The organism is Wolbachia endosymbiont (group B) of Eucosma cana, assembly GCF_947250645.1.
Lineage (GTDB): Bacteria > Pseudomonadota > Alphaproteobacteria > Rickettsiales > Anaplasmataceae > Wolbachia.
Genome location: NZ_OX366334.1, coordinates 857,711 through 877,765 on the forward strand (window position 1 = coordinate 857,711; position 20,055 = coordinate 877,765).

Annotated in this window: 24 protein-coding genes, 1 tRNA gene and 5 pseudogenes; 13 read left to right on the forward strand and 17 right to left on the reverse strand. The window is 33.9% G+C overall.

The features are described from left to right. Positions 1-86: 86 nt before the first annotated feature. Entirely contained in the window at positions 87-1,574 is a 1,488-nt protein-coding gene (gene guaB, locus OOK99_RS04205) for an IMP dehydrogenase (RefSeq protein ID WP_264337181.1), read from the reverse strand. Positions 1,575-1,697: 123 nt separating this feature from the next. Beyond that, positions 1,698-2,492: a 16S rRNA (adenine(1518)-N(6)/adenine(1519)-N(6))-dimethyltransferase RsmA gene (gene rsmA / locus OOK99_RS04210; RefSeq protein ID WP_264331263.1), complete on the reverse strand. Its 795-nt coding sequence runs from the start codon at positions 2,490-2,492 to the stop codon at positions 1,698-1,700. 77 nt (positions 2,493-2,569) lie between these two features. Here rsmA and OOK99_RS04215 point away from each other — a divergent pair. Together OOK99_RS04215 and OOK99_RS04220 are read left to right on the forward strand one after the other, a co-directional pair. After that, positions 2,570-2,642 (forward strand) — tRNA-Thr (locus OOK99_RS04215). Positions 2,643-2,666: 24 nt separating this feature from the next. Beyond that, positions 2,667-3,392, forward strand: a complete 726-nt coding sequence (locus OOK99_RS04220) for a triosephosphate isomerase (RefSeq protein WP_143689714.1) — start codon at positions 2,667-2,669, stop codon at positions 3,390-3,392. Between the two features lie 251 nt (positions 3,393-3,643). Here the strand turns inward: OOK99_RS04220 and OOK99_RS04225 are convergent. Further along, positions 3,644-3,778: pseudogene (locus tag OOK99_RS04225) on the reverse strand (DprA-like winged helix domain-containing protein); the annotation flags it as partial. Between the two features lie 70 nt (positions 3,779-3,848). Here OOK99_RS04225 and OOK99_RS04230 point away from each other — a divergent pair. After that, positions 3,849-4,963 (forward strand): IS3-like element ISWpi17 family transposase gene (locus tag OOK99_RS04230; protein WP_214303219.1). Its coding sequence is split into 2 segments (ribosomal slippage): positions 3,849-4,122 and positions 4,122-4,963, totalling 1,116 coding nucleotides; the frame shifts between segments, so codons are not numbered across the junction. 123 nt (positions 4,964-5,086) lie between these two features. Here OOK99_RS04230 and dprA read toward each other — a convergent pair. The 3 genes and pseudogenes from dprA to OOK99_RS04245 all read right to left on the reverse strand — a co-directional run. Further along, positions 5,087-5,719: pseudogene (gene dprA / locus OOK99_RS04235) on the reverse strand (DNA-processing protein DprA); the annotation flags it as partial. A gap of 111 nt (positions 5,720-5,830) precedes the next feature. After that, positions 5,831-6,945 (reverse strand): IS3-like element ISWpi17 family transposase gene (locus tag OOK99_RS04240; RefSeq protein WP_214303219.1). Its coding sequence is split into 2 segments (ribosomal slippage): positions 5,831-6,672 and positions 6,672-6,945, totalling 1,116 coding nucleotides; the frame shifts between segments, so codons are not numbered across the junction. A 70-nt stretch (positions 6,946-7,015) separates the two neighbouring features. Beyond that, positions 7,016-7,258: pseudogene (locus OOK99_RS04245) on the reverse strand (DNA-processing protein DprA); the annotation flags it as partial. Between the two features lie 61 nt (positions 7,259-7,319). Between OOK99_RS04245 and OOK99_RS04250 the strand changes: the two are divergent. Then, positions 7,320-7,697: a ferredoxin family protein gene (locus tag OOK99_RS04250; RefSeq protein WP_264337178.1), complete on the forward strand. Its 378-nt coding sequence runs from the start codon at positions 7,320-7,322 to the stop codon at positions 7,695-7,697. A 533-nt stretch (positions 7,698-8,230) separates the two neighbouring features. Here OOK99_RS04250 and OOK99_RS04255 read toward each other — a convergent pair. Next, positions 8,231-9,242, reverse strand: a protein-coding gene (locus OOK99_RS04255; RefSeq protein WP_264719384.1) for an IS630 family transposase whose coding sequence is annotated in 2 segments (ribosomal slippage) — positions 8,231-8,779 and positions 8,781-9,242 — 1,011 coding nt in all. Because the reading frame shifts where the segments join, the coding sequence is not laid out codon by codon here. Between the two features lie 422 nt (positions 9,243-9,664). Here OOK99_RS04255 and OOK99_RS04260 point away from each other — a divergent pair. From OOK99_RS04260 to OOK99_RS04290, 5 genes and pseudogenes are all read left to right on the forward strand, one after another. After that, entirely contained in the window at positions 9,665-10,618 is a 954-nt protein-coding gene (locus tag OOK99_RS04260) for a D-alanine--D-alanine ligase (protein ID WP_264719485.1), read from the forward strand. After that, positions 10,599-11,357 carry a cell division protein FtsQ/DivIB gene (locus OOK99_RS04265; RefSeq protein WP_264719486.1) on the forward strand — a complete coding sequence of 253 codons (759 nt, stop codon included), beginning with the start codon at positions 10,599-10,601 and terminating at the stop codon, positions 11,355-11,357. The genes OOK99_RS04260 and OOK99_RS04265 overlap by 20 nt, the downstream gene beginning before the upstream one ends. Before the next feature lie 151 nt (positions 11,358-11,508). Further along, positions 11,509-12,451, forward strand: a pseudogene (locus OOK99_RS07175) (transposase). Between the two features lie 22 nt (positions 12,452-12,473). Further along, on the forward strand, positions 12,474-12,791 hold the full coding sequence (locus tag OOK99_RS04285; RefSeq protein WP_264719488.1) for a hypothetical protein: 318 nt from the start codon (positions 12,474-12,476) through the stop codon (positions 12,789-12,791). A gap of 71 nt (positions 12,792-12,862) precedes the next feature. Continuing rightward, complete coding sequence (locus OOK99_RS04290) at positions 12,863-13,051, forward strand: hypothetical protein (RefSeq protein WP_264337172.1); 189 nt, start codon at positions 12,863-12,865, stop codon at positions 13,049-13,051. Here the strand turns inward: OOK99_RS04290 and OOK99_RS04295 are convergent. Both OOK99_RS04295 and OOK99_RS04300 read right to left on the reverse strand, forming a co-directional pair. Next, positions 13,048-13,224, reverse strand: coding sequence for a hypothetical protein (locus tag OOK99_RS04295; RefSeq protein ID WP_264719489.1), 177 nt, complete (start codon positions 13,222-13,224; stop codon positions 13,048-13,050). The two genes, OOK99_RS04290 and OOK99_RS04295, sit on opposite strands and share 4 nt — an antisense overlap. After that, positions 13,221-13,499, reverse strand: coding sequence for a hypothetical protein (locus OOK99_RS04300; protein ID WP_264719490.1), 279 nt, complete (start codon positions 13,497-13,499; stop codon positions 13,221-13,223). Before OOK99_RS04300 ends, OOK99_RS04295 begins: the two co-directional genes overlap by 4 nt. A gap of 289 nt (positions 13,500-13,788) precedes the next feature. Here OOK99_RS04300 and OOK99_RS04305 point away from each other — a divergent pair, with 289 nt between their 5' ends. The 3 genes from OOK99_RS04305 to OOK99_RS04315 all read left to right on the forward strand — a co-directional run bounded on the left by OOK99_RS04305 (position 13,789) and on the right by OOK99_RS04315 (position 15,460). Then, positions 13,789-14,880, forward strand: a complete 1,092-nt coding sequence (locus OOK99_RS04305; protein WP_264719491.1) for a hypothetical protein — start codon at positions 13,789-13,791, stop codon at positions 14,878-14,880. 95 nt (positions 14,881-14,975) lie between these two features. Continuing rightward, complete coding sequence (locus tag OOK99_RS04310) at positions 14,976-15,194, forward strand: DUF6290 family protein (protein WP_264719492.1); 219 nt, start codon at positions 14,976-14,978, stop codon at positions 15,192-15,194. Continuing rightward, positions 15,185-15,460: a type II toxin-antitoxin system RelE family toxin gene (locus OOK99_RS04315; RefSeq protein ID WP_264719493.1), complete on the forward strand. Its 276-nt coding sequence runs from the start codon at positions 15,185-15,187 to the stop codon at positions 15,458-15,460. The genes OOK99_RS04310 and OOK99_RS04315 overlap by 10 nt, the downstream gene beginning before the upstream one ends. Here OOK99_RS04315 and OOK99_RS07005 read toward each other — a convergent pair. The 7 genes and pseudogenes from OOK99_RS07005 to OOK99_RS04345 form a co-directional block, all read right to left on the reverse strand. Then, positions 15,457-15,594, reverse strand: a complete 138-nt coding sequence (locus OOK99_RS07005) for a DnaB-like helicase C-terminal domain-containing protein (protein WP_319803426.1) — start codon at positions 15,592-15,594, stop codon at positions 15,457-15,459. The two genes, OOK99_RS04315 and OOK99_RS07005, sit on opposite strands and share 4 nt — an antisense overlap. 52 nt (positions 15,595-15,646) lie before the next feature. After that, positions 15,647-16,658 (reverse strand): IS630 family transposase gene (locus tag OOK99_RS04320; protein ID WP_264719384.1). Its coding sequence is split into 2 segments (ribosomal slippage): positions 15,647-16,195 and positions 16,197-16,658, totalling 1,011 coding nucleotides; the frame shifts between segments, so codons are not numbered across the junction. A gap of 84 nt (positions 16,659-16,742) precedes the next feature. Then, a pseudogene (locus tag OOK99_RS04325) lies at positions 16,743-16,847 on the reverse strand (DnaB-like helicase C-terminal domain-containing protein); the annotation flags it as partial. A 114-nt stretch (positions 16,848-16,961) separates the two neighbouring features. Then, positions 16,962-18,076 (reverse strand): IS3-like element ISWpi17 family transposase gene (locus OOK99_RS04330; protein ID WP_214303219.1). Its coding sequence is split into 2 segments (ribosomal slippage): positions 16,962-17,803 and positions 17,803-18,076, totalling 1,116 coding nucleotides; the frame shifts between segments, so codons are not numbered across the junction. Between the two features lie 65 nt (positions 18,077-18,141). Continuing rightward, complete coding sequence (locus OOK99_RS04335; protein WP_264719495.1) at positions 18,142-18,405, reverse strand: DnaB-like helicase C-terminal domain-containing protein; 264 nt, start codon at positions 18,403-18,405, stop codon at positions 18,142-18,144. Positions 18,406-18,615: 210 nt separating this feature from the next. After that, positions 18,616-18,891, reverse strand: coding sequence for a type II toxin-antitoxin system RelE family toxin (locus tag OOK99_RS04340; RefSeq protein WP_064085396.1), 276 nt, complete (start codon positions 18,889-18,891; stop codon positions 18,616-18,618). Continuing rightward, positions 18,882-19,097 (reverse strand): hypothetical protein, encoded by a 216-nt coding sequence (locus OOK99_RS04345; protein ID WP_226079582.1) that lies wholly within the window; start codon positions 19,095-19,097, stop codon positions 18,882-18,884. Before OOK99_RS04345 ends, OOK99_RS04340 begins: the two co-directional genes overlap by 10 nt. Before the next feature lie 147 nt (positions 19,098-19,244). On the opposite strand from OOK99_RS04345, the gene OOK99_RS04350 reads away from it, so the two are divergent. Further along, entirely contained in the window at positions 19,245-19,490 is a 246-nt protein-coding gene (locus tag OOK99_RS04350; protein WP_264337166.1) for a hypothetical protein, read from the forward strand. A gap of 130 nt (positions 19,491-19,620) precedes the next feature. Here OOK99_RS04350 and OOK99_RS04355 read toward each other — a convergent pair whose 3' ends face one another. Then, positions 19,621-20,040 (reverse strand): hypothetical protein, encoded by a 420-nt coding sequence (locus OOK99_RS04355; RefSeq protein WP_264719498.1) that lies wholly within the window; start codon positions 20,038-20,040, stop codon positions 19,621-19,623. Between the last annotated feature and the right edge of the window lie 15 nt (positions 20,041-20,055).

Consider the following 20,055-nt stretch of genomic DNA (forward strand, 5'->3'; position numbering starts at 1 on the left):
GTAAGCCAATTCTGATGGAGCAAAAAAGCTATGTTTATACAATTGTGTACCAGTGTTGAAATGACACCCTCAGAAGGGGATTGTATCTACTCTGAATCAGATGATAAATTAGATGCTTGGTAAGCGTAATTTGGAGCTTCCTGTGTAATGATTATATCATGAGCATGACTTTCTCTTAATCCTGATGAAGTAATAGTGATAAATTTGCAGTTTTTTTTCATCTCTTCTATATTACGGTTGCCAGTGTAGCCCATTGCAGCTTGCAACCCACCAATTAACTGACAGATCACTCCTGAAGCTGGACCTTTAAAAGGAACTCTTGCTTCTACTCCTTGTGGGACTAAATCAAGTTTTGAATCTTGAAAATAACGGCTAGCTGACCCTCGTTTCATTGCACTAATAGATCCCATTCCTCGATATTCCTTATATGCTCTACCCTTATACATGATAATCTCACCTGGGCTTTCCTCAGTACCAGCAAAGATTGAACCTATCATCACAGTATCAGCACCAGCTGCAATAGCTTTTGCAACATCTCCCGAATATTTTATTCCACCATCAGCAATTAGTCTGACTTCTTTTTCTTTACAAACCTCTGCAATATTCTTGATCGCAGAGAATTGTGGCATACCAACACCTGTAACTATTCTGGTAGTACAAATTGACCCTGGCCCTATTCCAACCTTCACTGCATCAACACCAGCATCAATCAACGCTTCAGCAGCCTCTTTTGTTGTGATATTTCCACCGATTAATTGAGTATTCGGATACATCTTTTTTATTTCCTTAATAGTGCTGATAACGTTCTGGGAATGACCGTGAGCGGTATCTACAATAACCACATCAACTTCTTCTTCGATCAAAGCTTCACATCTTTCTATACCGTCTTTTTTACCAGTACCAATTGCAGCGGCAACTCTGAGTCGACCTTTACTGTCTTTACATGAATTTGGATATCTATTGTATTTTTCGATGTCTTTAACTGTGATTAGACCTATGCAACAAGAATTTTCATCAACAACCAAAAGCTTCTCTATTCTATTTGCATGCAACAATTTCATTGCTGAGGCGCTGTTTACTGCCTGCTCTCGAACTGTTACTAACTTATCTTTTGTCATTACCTCGGAAACTTTTATATTCATGTTCTGGTCTTCAATAAACCTCACATCTCGATTAGTTAAAATTCCCACTAACTTGCGTTGATCAACTACAGGAATTCCGGAATAATTATACTCTCTCATTAATGAAACTGCTTCTGCAACCGTTTTATCTGGGGAAATTGTAATTGGGTTATACACGATCCAGCTTTCATATTTTTTCACCCTTCTTACTTCTAACACTTGTTCATCTATTGATAAATTCTTATGTATGCAACCTATTCCACCATGTTGGGCAATAGCTATTGCAAAACCTGATTCAGTGACAGTGTCCATTGCAGAGGATATGAGAGGGATATTTAGTTCTATATTATTTGTTAGATAAGTTCTTGTGTCTGCATCACGAGGCAATACATCAGAATAGGCCGGTAAGAGAAGTACATCGTCAAACGAATAACAAGCTTCCATTTTTTTCATATGCTTTATTTAAAGCTTATACGCCAATTAATGAAATTGCAATAGAGCTTTTGCAAAATTAGCCTGGCTACAGCTATTTTTAGATCAAAATAGGATAGAAGAGGTATGTAGCTCCTAATATATTTATCGCAAAATTACATTATTTGCTAGCAAACAGAACTGCTCAATAGTTAAGCTTTCTGGACGTTCGTCTCCACTCAGTTTAGCATTCTCAAGAGTAGTTGAGACATCACTAGTTATACTTTGCAAGCTATTTCTCAGCATCTTTCTTCTTTGAGCGAACACAGCACGTGTTAGCTTTGTTAAGGTTTCTAAATTTACTGCAAATCTTGGAGTGGGTAAAGGTTTTACTGTAATTACTGAAGAATATACTTTTGGTCTTGGAAAAAATTCCTTAGGTTCAATATCAAATTCCTTTTTTATGTCGCATAGTAACTGGCTTAGCACTGATAGGGAACCATAATCTTTAGAACTAGGTTCTGCTGTAATACGCTCTGCTACCTCCTTTTGGAACATTAACGTCAAACTCGTAAAAAATTTTATATTATTTAACCACTTTAAAAATAACGCTACTGAGATATTGTAAGGCAAGTTAGCAATGACTTTGACTGGACATTCTACCAGCTCTTTTTCTACAACATTAAGTGCATCCGCTTCTATAATTCTATATTTTCCCTGATGCTCATTTAGCAATTGTTCGTGATGTTTCACTAAACTACTATCTTTTTCTATAGAAAGTAGAAACTTTGGATTATACGCTAATATTTCTCTTGTTAACGCACCATACCCAGGACCAATTTCAATAACATTAAAATCTTTCAGGCTACCAGCTAAGGCAACTATTCTTTTTGTTATCTCATTCGATAAAATAAAATTTTGCCCTAGACTCTTTTTTGGCTTCAGTGAAAATTTTTTCATATGATCTTAGTATGCAGTATTTTAAAAATTAGTTGACGAAAATTCATCAATAATTGTATATTGTTAGTGTATTTAATGCCGGCTTAGCTCAATTGGTAGAGCAACTGACTTGTAATCAGTAGGTTGTCAGTTCAAGTCCGACAGCCGGCACTCTTATCCATACAAGTAAAGTTGATGTCCTTTTTAATAGTAGCAAATTGGAAAATGAATGGAACACGTTCTTCATTTGTTGACTTTATAGGCAAACTTAACAACAAGAGCAACGAAATTACCTCTAAATTAGTAATTTGCCCTCCTTTTACATCATTTCCAAGCAGTATAGAGTTGAACAATAATATTAAAATAGGAGGACAGAATTGCCATCATAAAGAGTTCGGTTCTTACACAGGTGAAATTAGTGCAGGAATGTTGAAGGAACTAGGATGTAGTTACGTAATACTTGGACATTCTGAAAGGGCTCATGAAAAAGATAGTGAAATAAAACTCAAATCGAAAACAGCAATAGAATCAGGATTACACCCAATCATCTGTGTAGGTGAAAATTTAGAAGATTATAAAAATAAAAAAACAAAAGAAGTAATAGAATATCAATGCAAAAACCGTTTGCCAACACAAGGTGAATATACCATAGCATACGAACCGATATGGGCAATAGGAACAGGAAATGTGCCAAATAATGACGCAATTGCTGAGGTGATAGAGATAATAAAATTTTGTACTGGTAAAAAACACATTATATATGGTGGCTCAGTCAGCTCAGAAAATATAGAAAACTTGCTCAGTATTCCAAATTTATTAGGAGTTTTAATTGGTAGTGCAAGCTTAGATTTTGATCACTTTTATAAAGTTATACAACAAGTTGAGAAAAAATTTTCTCTTATCAATTCTAAAAGTAGATAAAAGGGAATTACTTACTATAGGAATAGGGCTATCACGGGCGTCTCAGCAGATTCCGCTAACGCGTATCCCTCGTCATAACGTCACGGTATCCGCTAACACGTAGCGAGATGTCGGTTGTCAGAGTGACACTGGGATCCAGAAGACTTAATTTCAACCAAATAATAAAGGCTGGATTCCAGCGTCGCGCGCTGGAATGACATCTTTCTTGGTGAACTCAAATCACAATGTTCGTACGGTTGTGGGCTTATAGCTTAGAAAATTAACGATATTTTATTTCCCGGTGAACGCTCTATTTTGTTTTCCAACTCTAGTTCCAAAAGAGCCATTAGAGCTATGTTGGTAGAAAGTCCACTTGCTAATATAAGTTCATCTATATCAACAGGTACTATAATGCACCCCATAAACTAGACCAAAAAAAAATGGTTGATCCGAGTAGGAAGGTAAAGGGGTAAAAGTATGGCAACAAAAAAATATGAACCAGAGTTAAAAGCAAAGATAGCTTTGGAAGCAATAAAAAATCAAAAAAGCACAGCTGAGATATGTAGTGAATATAAAATACCATCAACAAATCTATATGATTGGCGTGATAGAGTATTGGCAAGGTTAAAAGACCTATTTGTTGAAGAAAGTGAAAGTGCGAGAAAACAAAGAATCTTAGCGCAAGAAATAGAAAGTTTACATAAAGTAATAGGAGAATTGACAGTGGAAAATAGCTATTTGAAAAAAAAATTACTGAAATAAGCAAAAAAGATAGAGTAAGGTTTATAGAAAAAGATTCTGATCTGTCAATTAGGAAACAGGCTGATTTATTGGGGATTTGCAGATCTAGCCTATATTATAGGCCTATAATTAATAACGAAAGTGAAGTAGCAAATTTGATTCAAGAAGTATATTTGGCTTCTGATTGCCGTTATGGATATCGTAAAATTACTGCTGAAATCATAGCGAGTGGAGTAGTAGTCAATCACAAAAAAATCTTAAGAATTATGAAAAAAATGAAGATTAGTGGGCTGTATTGTAGAAAAAGATGTAATACAAGTATTAAAGAAAAAAAGCATAAAATATATCCTTATTTACTCAAAGATTTGATTATTTGTAGAGTTAATCAGGTATGGGCTACTGATATAACATATATTATGGTAGAAGGTAAGTTTATCTATTTTGTGGCAATAATGGACTTGTATAGTCGCTATATTATTGCTCATTCATTATCACCATATCTCGATGCTGGATTTTGCCTTTATACTCTCAAAGAAGCTCTAAAACAAGGTAAACCTGAGATTTTTAATAGTGATCAGGGGGTGCAGTTTACTAGCTACAACTTTATTATGGAATTAGAGCGTGCTAATATTAAAATCAGTATGGACCATAAAGGACGTTGCTTCGACAATATATTTGTTGAGCGCTTATGGAGAACTTTAAAGCAAGAAGCTATATATTATTATAGACCAAATAGTATCAGAGATTTAAATCTTATAATAAATGATTTTGTTGCTTGGTATAACTATAGAAGGCGACATCAGACTCTACATTATAAAGTTCCTGCTGATCTTTATTATCATAAACAGTAAATGAATATATTGATAAATACTTTAAATGTGTGTCGACGTATTTATCAACATATTCATTTTAAAAATCGGATCACTTTGAAAAAAATGGTCTAGACAAATGGGTGCATTATAGTCAGCAACGGTATCAAATAGACTTTTTTGCTGAAGAGGCAAACTAAATCTCACGCTCTCTATTATATCATCAGCGGATTCAACAAGTTTAGCGCCGTTTTTAATTAGATAATTGCTACCACTACAGCGTGAATCTAGAGGGAAACCAGAAACTGCAAATACCTCTCTTCCTTGATTTAAAGCAAAATCTGCTGTTATTAGAGAGCCAGAACGTCTCGATGCTTCAATCACTACAACACCCAGCGATAGACCAGATATAATTCGATTCCTTTGAGGAAAATACTGAGGCTTTGGTTTAGTAGCAAATGGAAGCTCAGTAATTACTAATCCGCCATTTTCAGTGATTTTTTTGTATAGATCAAAATTCTCTTTTGGATACACCACATCAATTCCGCTTGCTGTAACAGCAATAGTGGGGTAATTTTTGTATATTACACTGTTTGCTGCAGTGTCGATTCCTCTTGCAAGTCCAGAAATTACGATGAAACCAGCTTCACTTAAGTCAAACGCCAACTTACTGGCAAAATTTCTTCCATTCATTGAAGAATTACGTCCACCGATTATTGCAATTATCTCACGACTTAATAATGATACATCACCAAGTACAGTTATTACAGCTGGACAACTCGGTATATTTCTTAAAATTATAATGCACCCATTTGTCTAGACCATTTTTTTCAAAGTGATCCGATTTTTAAAATGAATATGTTGATAAATACGTCGACACACATTTAAAGTATTTATCAATATATTCATTTACTGTTTATGATAATAAAGATCAGCAGGAACTTTATAATGTAGAGTCTGATGTCGCCTTCTATAGTTATACCAAGCAACAAAATCATTTATTATAAGATTTAAATCTCTGATACTATTTGGTCTATAATAATATATAGCTTCTTGCTTTAAAGTTCTCCATAAGCGCTCAACAAATATATTGTCGAAGCAACGTCCTTTATGGTCCATACTGATTTTAATATTAGCACGCTCTAATTCCATAATAAAGTTGTAGCTAGTAAACTGCACCCCCTGATCACTATTAAAAATCTCAGGTTTACCTTGTTTTAGAGCTTCTTTGAGAGTATAAAGGCAAAATCCAGCATCGAGATATGGTGATAATGAATGAGCAATAATATAGCGACTATACAAGTCCATTATTGCCACAAAATAGATAAACTTACCTTCTACCATAATATATGTTATATCAGTAGCCCATACCTGATTAACTCTACAAATAATCAAATCTTTGAGTAAATAAGGATATATTTTATGCTTTTTTTCTTTAATACTTGTATTACATCTTTTTCTACAATACAGCCCACTAATCTTCATTTTTTTCATAATTCTTAAGATTTTTTTGTGATTGACTACTACTCCACTCGCTATGATTTCAGCAGTAATTTTACGATATCCATAACGGCAATCAGAAGCCAAATATACTTCTTGAATCAAATTTGCTACTTCACTTTCGTTATTAATTATAGGCCTATAATATAGGCTAGATCTGCAAATCCCCAATAAATCAGCCTGTTTCCTAATTGACAGATCAGAATCTTTTTCTATAAACCTTACTCTATCTTTTTTGCTTATTTCAGTAATTTTTTTTTCAAATAGCTATTTTCCACTGTCAATTCTCCTATTACTTTATGTAAACTTTCTATTTCTTGCGCTAAGATTCTTTGTTTTCTCGCACTTTCACTTTCTTCAACAAATAGGTCTTTTAACCTTGCCAATACTCTATCACGCCAATCATATAGATTTGTTGATGGTATTTTATATTCACTACATATCTCAGCTGTGCTTTTTTGATTTTTTATTGCTTCCAAAGCTATCTTTGCTTTTAACTCTGGTTCATATTTTTTTGTTGCCATACTTTTACCCCTTTACCTTCCTACTCGGATCAACCATTTTTTTTTGGTCTAGTTTATGGGGTGCATTATAAATGTCAGGGTAATCTGGATCACATGCTGGTGTTATTTTGGCTCCAATTTTTTCTGCATTCTTAATTTCTTCTCGTGCATTTTGAATTCCATAATCCTTGTTAGTCAACTTATTAAGATATTTAAGCACTTCATATAGCGACCCACATGCTCTAAGTATACTAAAGAACTTTACTGGTCCCACAGTTCTAGCCAAGCTTAGCCATATTTCTAGTTCTTCGTTATTTAATTTATTTATCTTCATAAAAGGCTTGAATTTCTTATTAATTTAGTGTACCCAAGATAATGCAAATATACAGTGTTTTATGACGCATTTTATTACGGATAAATGCATAAAATGTAAATATACGGACTGTGTAGAAGTATGTCCCGTTGACTGCTTCTATGAAGGTAAAAACATGCTCGTGATTAACCCAGATGAATGTATTGATTGTGGAGTGTGTATACCTGAGTGTCCAGTGGATGCGATTGTAACTGATGATTCCATAAAAGATATTATAGAACTAGACGAAGGCTTGCTGAACAATGAACAAAAAATCTTTAAATCATTTTACAACATAAACGTAGAATATTCGCAAAAGTGGCCAAACATTACAGCTAAAAAGCAACCCCTAGATACAGCAGAAGAGTATAAAGAAAAAAAGGATAAGACAGCTTATTTTGATGAAAATTTAGGGTCATAGAGTACAAAAATAGACTTACATTTTTTTGATTAAATAGACATTGAATTGTAAGCGTCTATTTCATCTGCCATAGACGATAATTGTGCACTCTCAAAACGGAGATTGTTTGCAATATCTATTAATTTCTCACTAATTTATGAACGAGGTTCAGGCACTGGAAAGAAAACGTCACATCTAGCCTTGCATAGAGGTTTGTCTGTTTCATTGAACGCCTCTTCACAGTTTTTGTGGCAAATACGAGATAGGTTACGTGCCTGAAACGTTAATGAATTCGAGTTTTGTGTAGGTATAACCATAATATACTCCTAAATTAAAAAACTAACGCCACGGTAGCATTTATGTGTTAATAAAATTATAATATTTATATCAGCATAATTACTTTCCAGATAAGTTTACTTTATTAAAAACTTCAGGAAAATATTGTACAATTACTCATGAACTTTGGTAAAACTTACGGCAAACGCTAATGTATCTTTCAGTAAAAAAACTTTACAGCATTTTGCTAAGCTAGTTGAGTTTACTAATACCAATTCTCATTGTTGTGGAGTCAAATAGGAAACAGAGCAGAGTTGTTTAATTGTAGAAGTAGCAAGAGAGGTAAGAAATTTGCATAAAGTGCTCTCAAGCAAAGCAATAGTACTGTATATTTTATTGCGCAAAATGTTCTGTTTTATATATAACCAAAGCCTCTCAACAGGATTAAGTTCAGGTGAATATGGAGGTAGGTATATAATCTCAATGTTTTTAGGTACCTTTAAATTTTTTGACTTATGCCAACTAGCACAGTCCATAACAAGAACAGCTTCTCTTGTCCCTAGATATTGCAACATTTGCTCAAGAAATATATTCATGCAATCAGTGTTAACATTTGGTGCAAATAAGCTAAAACTCTCTCCATTTTTAGGATTAACTGCACTGTAGAGATAAAAATTATGCCTACCTAACTTTATTTTAACCCGAGTTCTAGTACCTTTTTTAAACCATCCATGCCCAACTTTCGAATGTGTGCCAAACCTTGATTCATCAAAGAAAAATAGCTCTTTTTCAGGATACTTTCCAATAACTTCATTGAGATTTTTTTTTGAATTCCTCTTGTTTACTTTTATCTTGTACGTTGTGTACTGGTCTTGGTGTAATATATGAAAATTTCATCTTTTGCATATGGCGGTGTACTGTAGATTTGCTAATATTTAAGTCGAACTTTTCCTGTATTCTTATTCTCATTTCTTTAATGGTAATATTAGGGTTTTCTTCTATCCATGCTTCAATTTGCTGTAGTTGAGCCTGATTTAATTTAGTTTTTCTTCGGCGTGATCGAGGAGCAAACAGTTTTTCTTCTCTGCCAAATTTCAAGAGTTTTATCCACGAAGTTAGTGCCTTTCTTGAAATGCAATATATTTTTGCTACAGACGTTATACTGTACTTTTTTGCTGCAATTACAGCGTTTAGTTTTTTTGAAACATATGCATTATTCCTTACTTTCTTCAGCATCTCTTTTGCTGATTTTACTACTTCTTCATCCAATAATTTTGATCTGAGTGCCATTTATACCTAAACTATTTCACTTATTTCATTATGGCTTTTCTTCCATTATTGTCTATCTGTTTCCCGTGTAACGGGAATTGGTATAAGCAGCCCACTCAAGAATTAGCAGAAAGACTATTTAATAGATCATGAAATGGAACTATCTGTAGTTGCTGATCAATATGACATTGAAGGTGTAGAAACAGTTGATTACAAAGATGTAAAGTGGAAATCAAGTGGATTACAAAATTAAATTTTTAAAGAATATTACTGAAAAAGATCTTCCAGTTTTACTTGCAATCTGGTGTCTGATCATAAAGGAACCAGTTTGCATGACACCATCTGCAAGTTTCAATATCTGTACGGCTGTGGAATTTTTCAAAGCGTTTTTTCTATTGAAGATAAAAGTATCTTTTATATATGATATATAGCAAAATATTAGGGTGCTTATGGTTCCAACTATAGCAATTTTAAGTGGTGGATTTTCTTGCGAAAGAGAAATATCGCTTATGAGCGGAAAAGCAGTAAAGAAGGTGCTTGATAGCCTTTCATATAATGCAATAGAAATAGATGTTGATAGCAACATTGCTGAAAAGCTTAGAAAAATTAATCTGGGCCTTGCTTTTATTGCTCTACATGGACCTTATGGTGAAGATGGCTGTATTCAAGGTTTATTGGAAATCTTAGGTATAAAATATACACACTCCGGAGTTATGGCTTCGGCTGTTGCTATGAATAAAGTGATGTCAAAGCATATATTCCATTCTCTTAATATCGACACTCCAAGAGGTTATGTAATTAGTCGAGAAGATGTGCTAAAAAATAATATTAAAGTTGATTATCCGTACGTCTTAAAACCGATTAACGAAGGCTCAAGCATTGGAGTACACATGATTTTCTCACATGAGGATTACTTAGAGCTGAAAAATAACAGTTCTACTATAATGGAAAAGATGATCATAGAAGAATACATACCGGGTATAGAGTTACATACTGCTGTGTTGCTGAATGAAGCAATTGGCACTATGGAAATACGACCAAAAAATAAATTCTATGATTATGAAGCAAAGTATACAGATGGATTTGCAGAACATATATTTCCTGCTAAAATTCCTGACAACATATATAGAATGACCTTGGAACACGCACTAAAAGTTCATCAATTTTTAGGATGCAAAACTGTTTCCCGCTCAGATTTCCGTTATAATCCCAAAAATAACACTTTAAAAATGCTTGAGATTAATACACATCCTGGCTTTACTGAATTATCGTTAGTACCAGAAATTGCAAAATTGACAAAAGGAATTGATTTTAATGAATTAGTCAAAATTATTGTCGAAGACAGTTTACATTACAGGAGTATTAGAGATCAAGCCAATGTTGAACAATGTTACTAGAAACCAAAGGAGTTTTTTGCGCAAGTGTGCTTTCATGATTATAACTGCACTTTTCCTTACACTAGTACTTTATAGTTCACTTGATAAAATAACAAATCGATTCAATTACTACTTTACTTGGTGTAACGATCGCTTATCGAGCTTATTAATTAGCAATGGATTTTCAATCGACAAAGTAACCGTTACTGGAAACAAATTTACAAATGAACAGGACATTCTAAGTTTAGTAGACAGAACGCAACCTATCATGTACATATCCCTCTCAAAACTAACAGATAATATACAATCTGTAAGCAAATGGATAAAATATGTAAGAATTTACAGGATTTTGCCCAGTACCTTACAAATTGATATAGATGAACATACACCCTTCGCTCTCTGGAAAGATGATAACAGAACTTCAGTAATTGACTCTGAAGGTAAAGTAATCGTAGATGATTACCAGATAGATAACCTAGTTATAATCAAAGGACAAAATTCGTTATCAAATCTAAAATTCATTAAAGATATACTAGAGAGGAAAACTCAATTAAGTGATCATATTTCTTCTTGTGTTTATGTAGGCAATAGAAGATGGAATATCATACTCGATAACAGTGCCACAGTAAAATTGCCTGAAGATAATCCTTATAGCGCATGGGATTATTTAAGCCACTTGCAAAATACAACCGACTTTACTTTTAGCAATTGGAGCATAATTGATATGCGTGTTGCCGATAAAATTTTTGTAAAAAGGTAGAGCTTCTTTCCTTGTCATTCAAGTAGAACTTTCTCTGTCATCCGAGTAGCTTGAAAGTGGAATGGCTTTGTTGCATAGGTCAAATAAAAAGAGCTGGCAGTTACTGACAAAATTCACTATAAGACAAGCATTTAACCTACTAAAGAAAAATATGCCACAAAAAATGAGAGTCAGTAACTGCCATGAATATAACAAATTTCTCCAAGAGAGGGTAAATATTTTTTATTACGTCAATGATGCCATAGAAAATTGGTACGAAAAAGGTCCAAAAATGGCTGTTGGCAACTATATTTATAGCGATAAGGTCGTGATTCTGGTTCACATAATAACTTATTTATTTAGAATAGGTCTGAGACAAACAGCGGGATTTATAGCAGGGTACCTTGAGCAAAACTTGCAAGTTATTACAGGCCTCAAGAAGGCTTAAAAAACTTAACATCAAAATTGAAGACATGATAAAAATAATACAGAAGATATTGAGATTGCCATAGATAGTACAATAATATTCCAGGTCATAGCAAGGCAAATGGTACAGATAGAAAGTATCGCCGCTATGAGCAAACAAGATGTAATGCTAGAGATAGGTAGCAAAAAAGTTATAGCAGCAAAATACAGTGGTGGAGTTTATTCTGACCACTATGGAGCATGTGATCTTATTGCAAGGATTGATGTTAATATAATATAAGCACACTATATGCAGACAGATCGAAAGAAGTTATACAAACTGTGCGATGAGCTTGACATAAAGACAAGGATTCCTCCGCAAAATAATGCAGTAGAGCATCCAAAGTTGGATTATATGGATGAGAGAAATTCTACAATCAAGCTCATAAAGTCATATGATGAAGATGGTATGAAGAGGTGGAAAAAAGAGATAAATTATGGGAAGAGATCTTATATAGAAAGTTTTTTCTCGCGACTGAAGCAAACATTTTGGTTTAGTTTTAGAAACAAATCTGAGGTTAATCGTGAGAGAGCTCAAGTGTTATTTGCTTAACAAAATTACTGATATAGGCATGGCTAAATTTGAGATAGCTTCATTCCACGTTACCTATTATCCGAAGAGTGATGCAATAAAGCCCACTGGGATCTAGATTGCAAGTAATTAATTAGGCAATGCACCGTTTTCATCAAGTTGTAGAGGCTGGTACCTTTTCACTGATTGAATGTATTACAAATTCTAATCGCCAGTTTCCATCAAACGTTTTAAGTTTAATTGAGGAAATAACAGAATTTTGGAAAGTTATATCCATAGATGATCGTAAAAACATTATATCTACTTTAATGAAACAAAATGACAATGTCTCTGATCAAGGAAATCAAAGTACGTGTATACGTTTACTAAAAGAAATCGCGGAAATTGAGAAGAAAATTAAAAGTGAAAAGGATCAGTCTAACATAGATAAAATTAATACAGCTACAAGTCATAGTTGAAAGTAAGCCAGTTGGTAAAGCAATTGTTGCTGGTGCTATTTGTGGTGTTATAGCTGGATTAACAGTTAGTGGTGGAACTTTTTGCTGCTAGTGTTGTATTACCAATGCTGGCTTTAATTGGCATAGCTGTGGCTGCTGCTGTACTCACTGGACTTATTGCTGGTGGTATTACATATGAAATGTCAAAGCCTAGTAATGAGCTAAATGAAGCTGATACACACCAACAAGTTTCTCAAACGTCACGAGTAGAACGTAATTAAGTAGAAGGAAGAAATCTATCCACTTTCACAAAGTATTTTTCCGCCGCTTTCTGCTCTCTACTTGCATAGATTTTCTTTGCTTTATGCGGATTGAAAGGCTCTGAAAGGTAAGTACTATGTTCAGGAGGAACAGAAGTGCCATTTTTAAACCATCTTACTTCCTTATTTTTCATGACTTGTAGTAGTTCACTGCCAGTAAGGCGCGTCTCATCGTCAAAATTAAAGTTGGAAGTTTGCGCTCAATCGACTTCTCTCGCGCTTTTATTCGCCTTCTAGAGCTCATTTGTGCCTTTATATGATTGCTGTTTAAGTTAATTATATGAAGGCTTCCTCGTATGCTGAAGTTGTGATGAACACGATAATGAGAAGTCAAGCTTTTTTTTTCTTGACTCTTTTTTTCGTTTTTGTACACTTTTTCTTGATGCCTGACGGTGTTTTTATGCCTCATGGTATTTAGTACTGAAAAGTTGGCGCTTGCAGTTTACTAAAAAATCAAATGAGTGTAAAGGGCAGAAATGCCCTTTACATAAATTCCTCTTAAATTTTAAGCTTGTTGTCTACTAGAATGAGTAGAATATGATAAATTCTATACCATAATTAATTTTCTGTTATCTACCATAAAAATTTAAAGTTGTAGGCTTGACTTTGCATAGCTTATATTAGTATGCTATATTATTATGTTAACAACAGAGGGGTTATTATGTTAAGTGCTTTGAAAAATCTAAAAAGTAAAGGAGTTGGTGAGTACAGTTACTCATGGTGGTAAGGTGGGCAAAATTCACGATATAAGTAGAGAAAGTTCTACTTTTTCTGGAGTTTTTGGTTATGTAGAGAATGGTGTAATCCATGATTATAGGGAAGCTCTTGATTTGGATAAAGAAATCAAAAAACAGTGGTTTCCTTCAGTAAGTAATGGAAAAGCTTTTCCTAAGATGTACAAAAGTGGTTACGAGGTTCATAATACAGAAACCTGGGAAGCTCGTGAAAAGAACATAAATCTTCTGCATGATATTAATGATAAAGAAACCTTGAGAATGTATAGAGATTATCTAATTGGGGGCTCTGTGGATTCTAATGATGTAAATCATAGTTCTACGATAGTTTCAGGAGATGTTCCTAAGGAAATAGTAGAAGAACTTTATTCTATGAAAAGTGACAAAATAAAGTTTGCAGCACTTGAGGAAAATCTAGATGAAGATTTCATTCCTTTTCCGGTTGCAAGGTTAGCTGTTGCGGGAAAAGATCCAATTTGCTTAGTGGATTTTCTCGAAGCTAATAAGTGCAAAGAGTATGGTATAGACGCAATTACAATGTGCTCACCTGATGAAAACAAAACAAGAGGAGTGCGTTTAACACTTTGTCAAGATGAAGATGGAAAGGAAATAAGGTCATATGAGATTCTTCATGGAACATATGATATGGATCTTAATTGGGAAGTTGAAGGGAAAAAGTGCGAGATGAAAATTTCAGTTAGTAGCGATGGTTCTGCGAAAATTCTTAAAAGAAACGGTGTTATTGATGAAGAGATATATGCTTACACAGAAGTGATGGTAGGAAAAGAGCATGATACAAAGTCCCTCTATGAAGCATTGGGACTACAACAAATACAAGGAAAGAATGTGGAAAAAATACAACCTAAGCTATATAAACGTTCTCAACCACAAAAAAGCAAGGAAATAAAAGAGCTCGTGGAAAAGAATCCAGAGGTACAATCTGCACTTAAAGAATTTGCTTCAGAGGTAAAAGAAGAGAGTTCTGAGTCGGTGAAACCTTTGACAGATATGACAAAAGCGAATGTCAAAGAAGCTGGTTCTTCTATGCAGCGTTAATCACACATAAAAGATCTCTTCTAAGTTTAGGAGAGATCTTTATTGAAAAATTCAGGAAAATGTTGTATAATTACTGACAAACTTTGGTAAAGCTTATGGCGGATTCAGGAATCAACGTAACTTTCAATAGTGAAATTTCAGAGTGTCTTGCTGGGCTAGCTAAAATAAGAAATAAGCCCGTTCAAAAGCTAGTAGAGGAGCTGATGCAAGAAGCGATTGAAAATGAGGAAGATAAAATACTAATTGAACGTGCTGCTGAACTTAATGTTCCAGGTACAGAAACAGTTGATCTAAAAGACGTCAAGTGGGACTAAAGCGCTATAAGATTAAGTTCCTAAAAAATGTTAGTAAGAAAGATCTACCAGCTCTTCCAAAAACAATAAAGTTAAGAATTGAAGAAATAGTAAAAGAGCGCCTTACGGTTAATCCAATTGATCTTGGTGAATCGTTGCGTTACAAACTCAAAGGGCACAGAAGATTGAGAACTGGTGATTATCGTATTATGTATCATGTAAATGCTGCAAAATATGAAGTAACCATTGTTTCAATAAAACACAGGAAAGACATTTATGAATCCTAGATTAATATCCTTCCGGTATTAACTTGATAAGGCACTGTAACTTTGCCGGTTGAGCCACTTCTATTCTTTGCAACGTTTATCTCCAGTTCGTTATTAGAGCCTATTTTATAGTAGCTGTCTCTGTAGAGCAGCAAAACTCTATGTCAGCGTCTTGTTCGATGCTCCCTGACTCTCTTATACCAATTCTCATTGTTGTGGAGTCAAATAGGAAACAGAGCAGAGTTGTTTAATTGTAGAAGTAGCAAGAGAGGTAAGAAATTTGCATAAAGTGCTCTCAAGCAAAGCAATAGTACTGTATATTTTATTGCGCAAAATGTTCTGTTTTATATATAACCAAAGCCTCTCAACAGGATTAAGTTCAGGTGAATATGGAGGTAGGTATATAATCTCAATGTTTTTAGGTACCTTTAAATTTTTTGACTTATGCCAACTAGCACAGTCCATAACAAGAACAGCTTCTCTTGTCCCTAGATATTGCAACATTTGCTCAAGAAATATATTCATGCAATCAGTGTTAACATTTGGTGCAAATAAGCTAAAACTCTCTCCATTTTTAGGATTAACTGCACTGTAGAGATAAAAATTATGCCTACCTAACTTTATTTTAACCCGAGTTCTAGTACCTTTTTTAAACCATCCATGCCCAACTTTCGAATGTGTGCCAAACCTTGATTCATCAAAGAAAAATAGCTCTTTTTCAGGATACTTTCCAATAACTTCATTGAGATTTTTTTTTGAATTCCTCTTGTTTACTTTTATCTTGTACGTTGTGTACTGGTCTTGGTGTAATATATGAAAATTTCATCTTTTGCATATGGCGGTGTACTGTAGATTTGCTAATATTTAAGTCGAACTTTTCCTGTATTCTTATTCTCATTTCTTTAATGGTAATATTAGGGTTTTCTTCTATCCATGCTTCAATTTGCTGTAGTTGAGCCTGATTTAATTTAGTTTTTCTTCGGCGTGATCGAGGAGCAAACAGTTTTTCTTCTCTGCCAAATTTCAAGAGTTTTATCCACGAAGTTAGTGCCTTTCTTGAAATGCAATATATTTTTGCTACAGACGTTATACTGTACTTTTTTGCTGCAATTACAGCGTTTAGTTTTTTTGAAACATATGCATTATTCCTTACTTTCTTCAGCATCTCTTTTGCTGATTTTACTACTTCTTCATCCAATAATTTTGATCTGAGTGCCATTTATACCTAAACTATTTCACTTATTTCATTATGGCTTTTCTTCCATTATTGTCTATCTGTTTCCCGTGTAACGGGAATTGGTATTAGGTCTGCTAATTGCGGTCTTTTGTTTTGTCTTTCTTCTACTATGCGACTAATTTGTGATAATGCTACAACGGGAACTTCAAAGTCTTTAGCGATGTTCTTTAACGTTATAATGCACCCATTTGTCTAGACCATTTTTTTCAAAGTGATCCGATTTTTAAAATGAATATGTTGATAAATACGTCGACACACATTTAAAGTATTTATCAATATATTCATTTACTGTTTATGATAATAAAGATCAGCAGGAACTTTATAATGTAGAGTCTGATGTCGCCTTCTATAGTTATACCAAGCAACAAAATCATTTATTATAAGATTTAAATCTCTGATACTATTTGGTCTATAATAATATATAGCTTCTTGCTTTAAAGTTCTCCATAAGCGCTCAACAAATATATTGTCGAAGCAACGTCCTTTATGGTCCATACTGATTTTAATATTAGCACGCTCTAATTCCATAATAAAGTTGTAGCTAGTAAACTGCACCCCCTGATCACTATTAAAAATCTCAGGTTTACCTTGTTTTAGAGCTTCTTTGAGAGTATAAAGGCAAAATCCAGCATCGAGATATGGTGATAATGAATGAGCAATAATATAGCGACTATACAAGTCCATTATTGCCACAAAATAGATAAACTTACCTTCTACCATAATATATGTTATATCAGTAGCCCATACCTGATTAACTCTACAAATAATCAAATCTTTGAGTAAATAAGGATATATTTTATGCTTTTTTTCTTTAATACTTGTATTACATCTTTTTCTACAATACAGCCCACTAATCTTCATTTTTTTCATAATTCTTAAGATTTTTTTGTGATTGACTACTACTCCACTCGCTATGATTTCAGCAGTAATTTTACGATATCCATAACGGCAATCAGAAGCCAAATATACTTCTTGAATCAAATTTGCTACTTCACTTTCGTTATTAATTATAGGCCTATAATATAGGCTAGATCTGCAAATCCCCAATAAATCAGCCTGTTTCCTAATTGACAGATCAGAATCTTTTTCTATAAACCTTACTCTATCTTTTTTGCTTATTTCAGTAATTTTTTTTTCAAATAGCTATTTTCCACTGTCAATTCTCCTATTACTTTATGTAAACTTTCTATTTCTTGCGCTAAGATTCTTTGTTTTCTCGCACTTTCACTTTCTTCAACAAATAGGTCTTTTAACCTTGCCAATACTCTATCACGCCAATCATATAGATTTGTTGATGGTATTTTATATTCACTACATATCTCAGCTGTGCTTTTTTGATTTTTTATTGCTTCCAAAGCTATCTTTGCTTTTAACTCTGGTTCATATTTTTTTGTTGCCATACTTTTACCCCTTTACCTTCCTACTCGGATCAACCATTTTTTTTTGGTCTAGTTTATGGGGTGCATTATACATTTAAGAGCTTTGCGGCCTCTAGAGCCATGTGTAGTGCTATTGAGGTCTTACCAATTGAAGTGCGTGCTGCAAGCACGGATAACTCTCCCTCTTTGAAGCCACCAGTTATCGTGTCAAGCTCCTTTATTCCTGTGGTTATACCTTCTATTTCGTCGGGGTTTGCTAGCCGTTTATCGATGTAGTCTCTGTAGTCTTTGAGATAATCAAATATTGGCCTTACGTCCTCATCGACCCTGAGCCCTCCTTCCTGATCCATTCTTCACCTAAAACCGGAGGCTCCTCAAACTCAAGATCTTGTTTTCGTCGCCTCTCCCAATGAGTTATACTATATTATATATAAATAATATAATATAACTTATAGTGGGGGGTACCCAAAAAAATGGTTATTTTTGAGCTGAGCAAAGCCGCCTAAGGTGAAGAATGGATCAGGAAGAAGGGCTGTATAATATATATTTAATGTTTATATTTATTTTTTATAAATATCACATCTATGTCCTATCTCTGTGATAGTTACTATTTGTTCTAATTGATTTACTCTATAAATTATACGATATTCACCAACTCTTAGTCTTCTATGTCCTTTTAGGTTATGATGTAATGGTTCACCGAGGTTTATTGGGTCAACTGTAAGACGTTCTTTTATAGCCTTTTGGATTCTTAGCCTTATTGTTTTTTGAAGGTTTGGTAAATCTCTTTCAACAACACTTTTGAGAGACTTAACTTTATAATGCTCTAATCCCACTTAATATCTTCAAAATCGACTGTTTCTGCACCTTCAACATCACGCTCATCAGAAATTTTAGACACTAAAAAGTCTTCAATTTCAAGCTTGATTGCTTCTTTAAGTAGTTTTTCTGCTAATGCTTGAGCAGGTTGCTTAGTAAGTTCAGATAATTCAGCAAGATGCTGTAAAGTTTCTTTACTGAAAGCTAAATTAGCGTTTGCCATAAGTTTTACCAGGTTCTACTACTGCATAATTATACAATATTTTCCTAAAATTTTCAATAAAGAAAGCGAAATAGTTATACTATTATTAACATAATATTAATGCTAATATGTTAATATTATGTTAGTTTTTTAATTAAGGAGTATGTTATGCCAGATATTATGAGAGGAGTGCGTTGGGAGCATAGGGAAGTTGATAATTCATGCAAAGGTCTTTGTACAAAAACTTTTCTTGAAAGTAGGATAGGTCATTCAAAATTTGATCCATCTCTTGGAAAGTATCCAGAAGTAAGTCTATCGGAGCTAGAGGCACGATGCAAAGCAAGATGTGATAACCCCAATATTCAGTTTGATTCATCAAGCCCACTTCTCGAATCCGATATACTCGGATTTTAAGCTAATTGTGAGGCTTCTTTTGTCTTCCAAAATTTTCAATAAAGAATTATATCGACAGATTATGTCAGGATAAGTATATAGGAGCATTGGCTTTTGCTGGTGCTCGGGAGAAATGACACAGAAGTTAATACTAAGTATAGTATTGCAAGACATTATTAGGAATAGAGAGGGTATGCCAGCCGCTGGCTACTGGATGTATTTCTATGACAAGAAGAGTCCTACAACTCTTCGTCATGCCTATTACAAAAACCAAGATAGATTTCACCTCATCTTGATCATTAGAAGATAAAATCTTTCCATTTACAACTTCTTCAAGAAGACCCTGCTTTTGCGCTTCACTCAAAACTGCTTTAAATTTATCTACACCAACTACTTCGAAAGTGTTAAGCAGTATATAACCTTTATCATCAATTGTTGTAAGAACAGGCAGGAAATCATTTTCGCTAAATTTTGCAATAACAGTACTAATATCAACATCTTCGCTTACTGGATCTTTCAACTCATCATATAATCCTTTTTGTGTTTCATTTAACTCTTCATACTTTGGCATATCAAACTCTCCTAT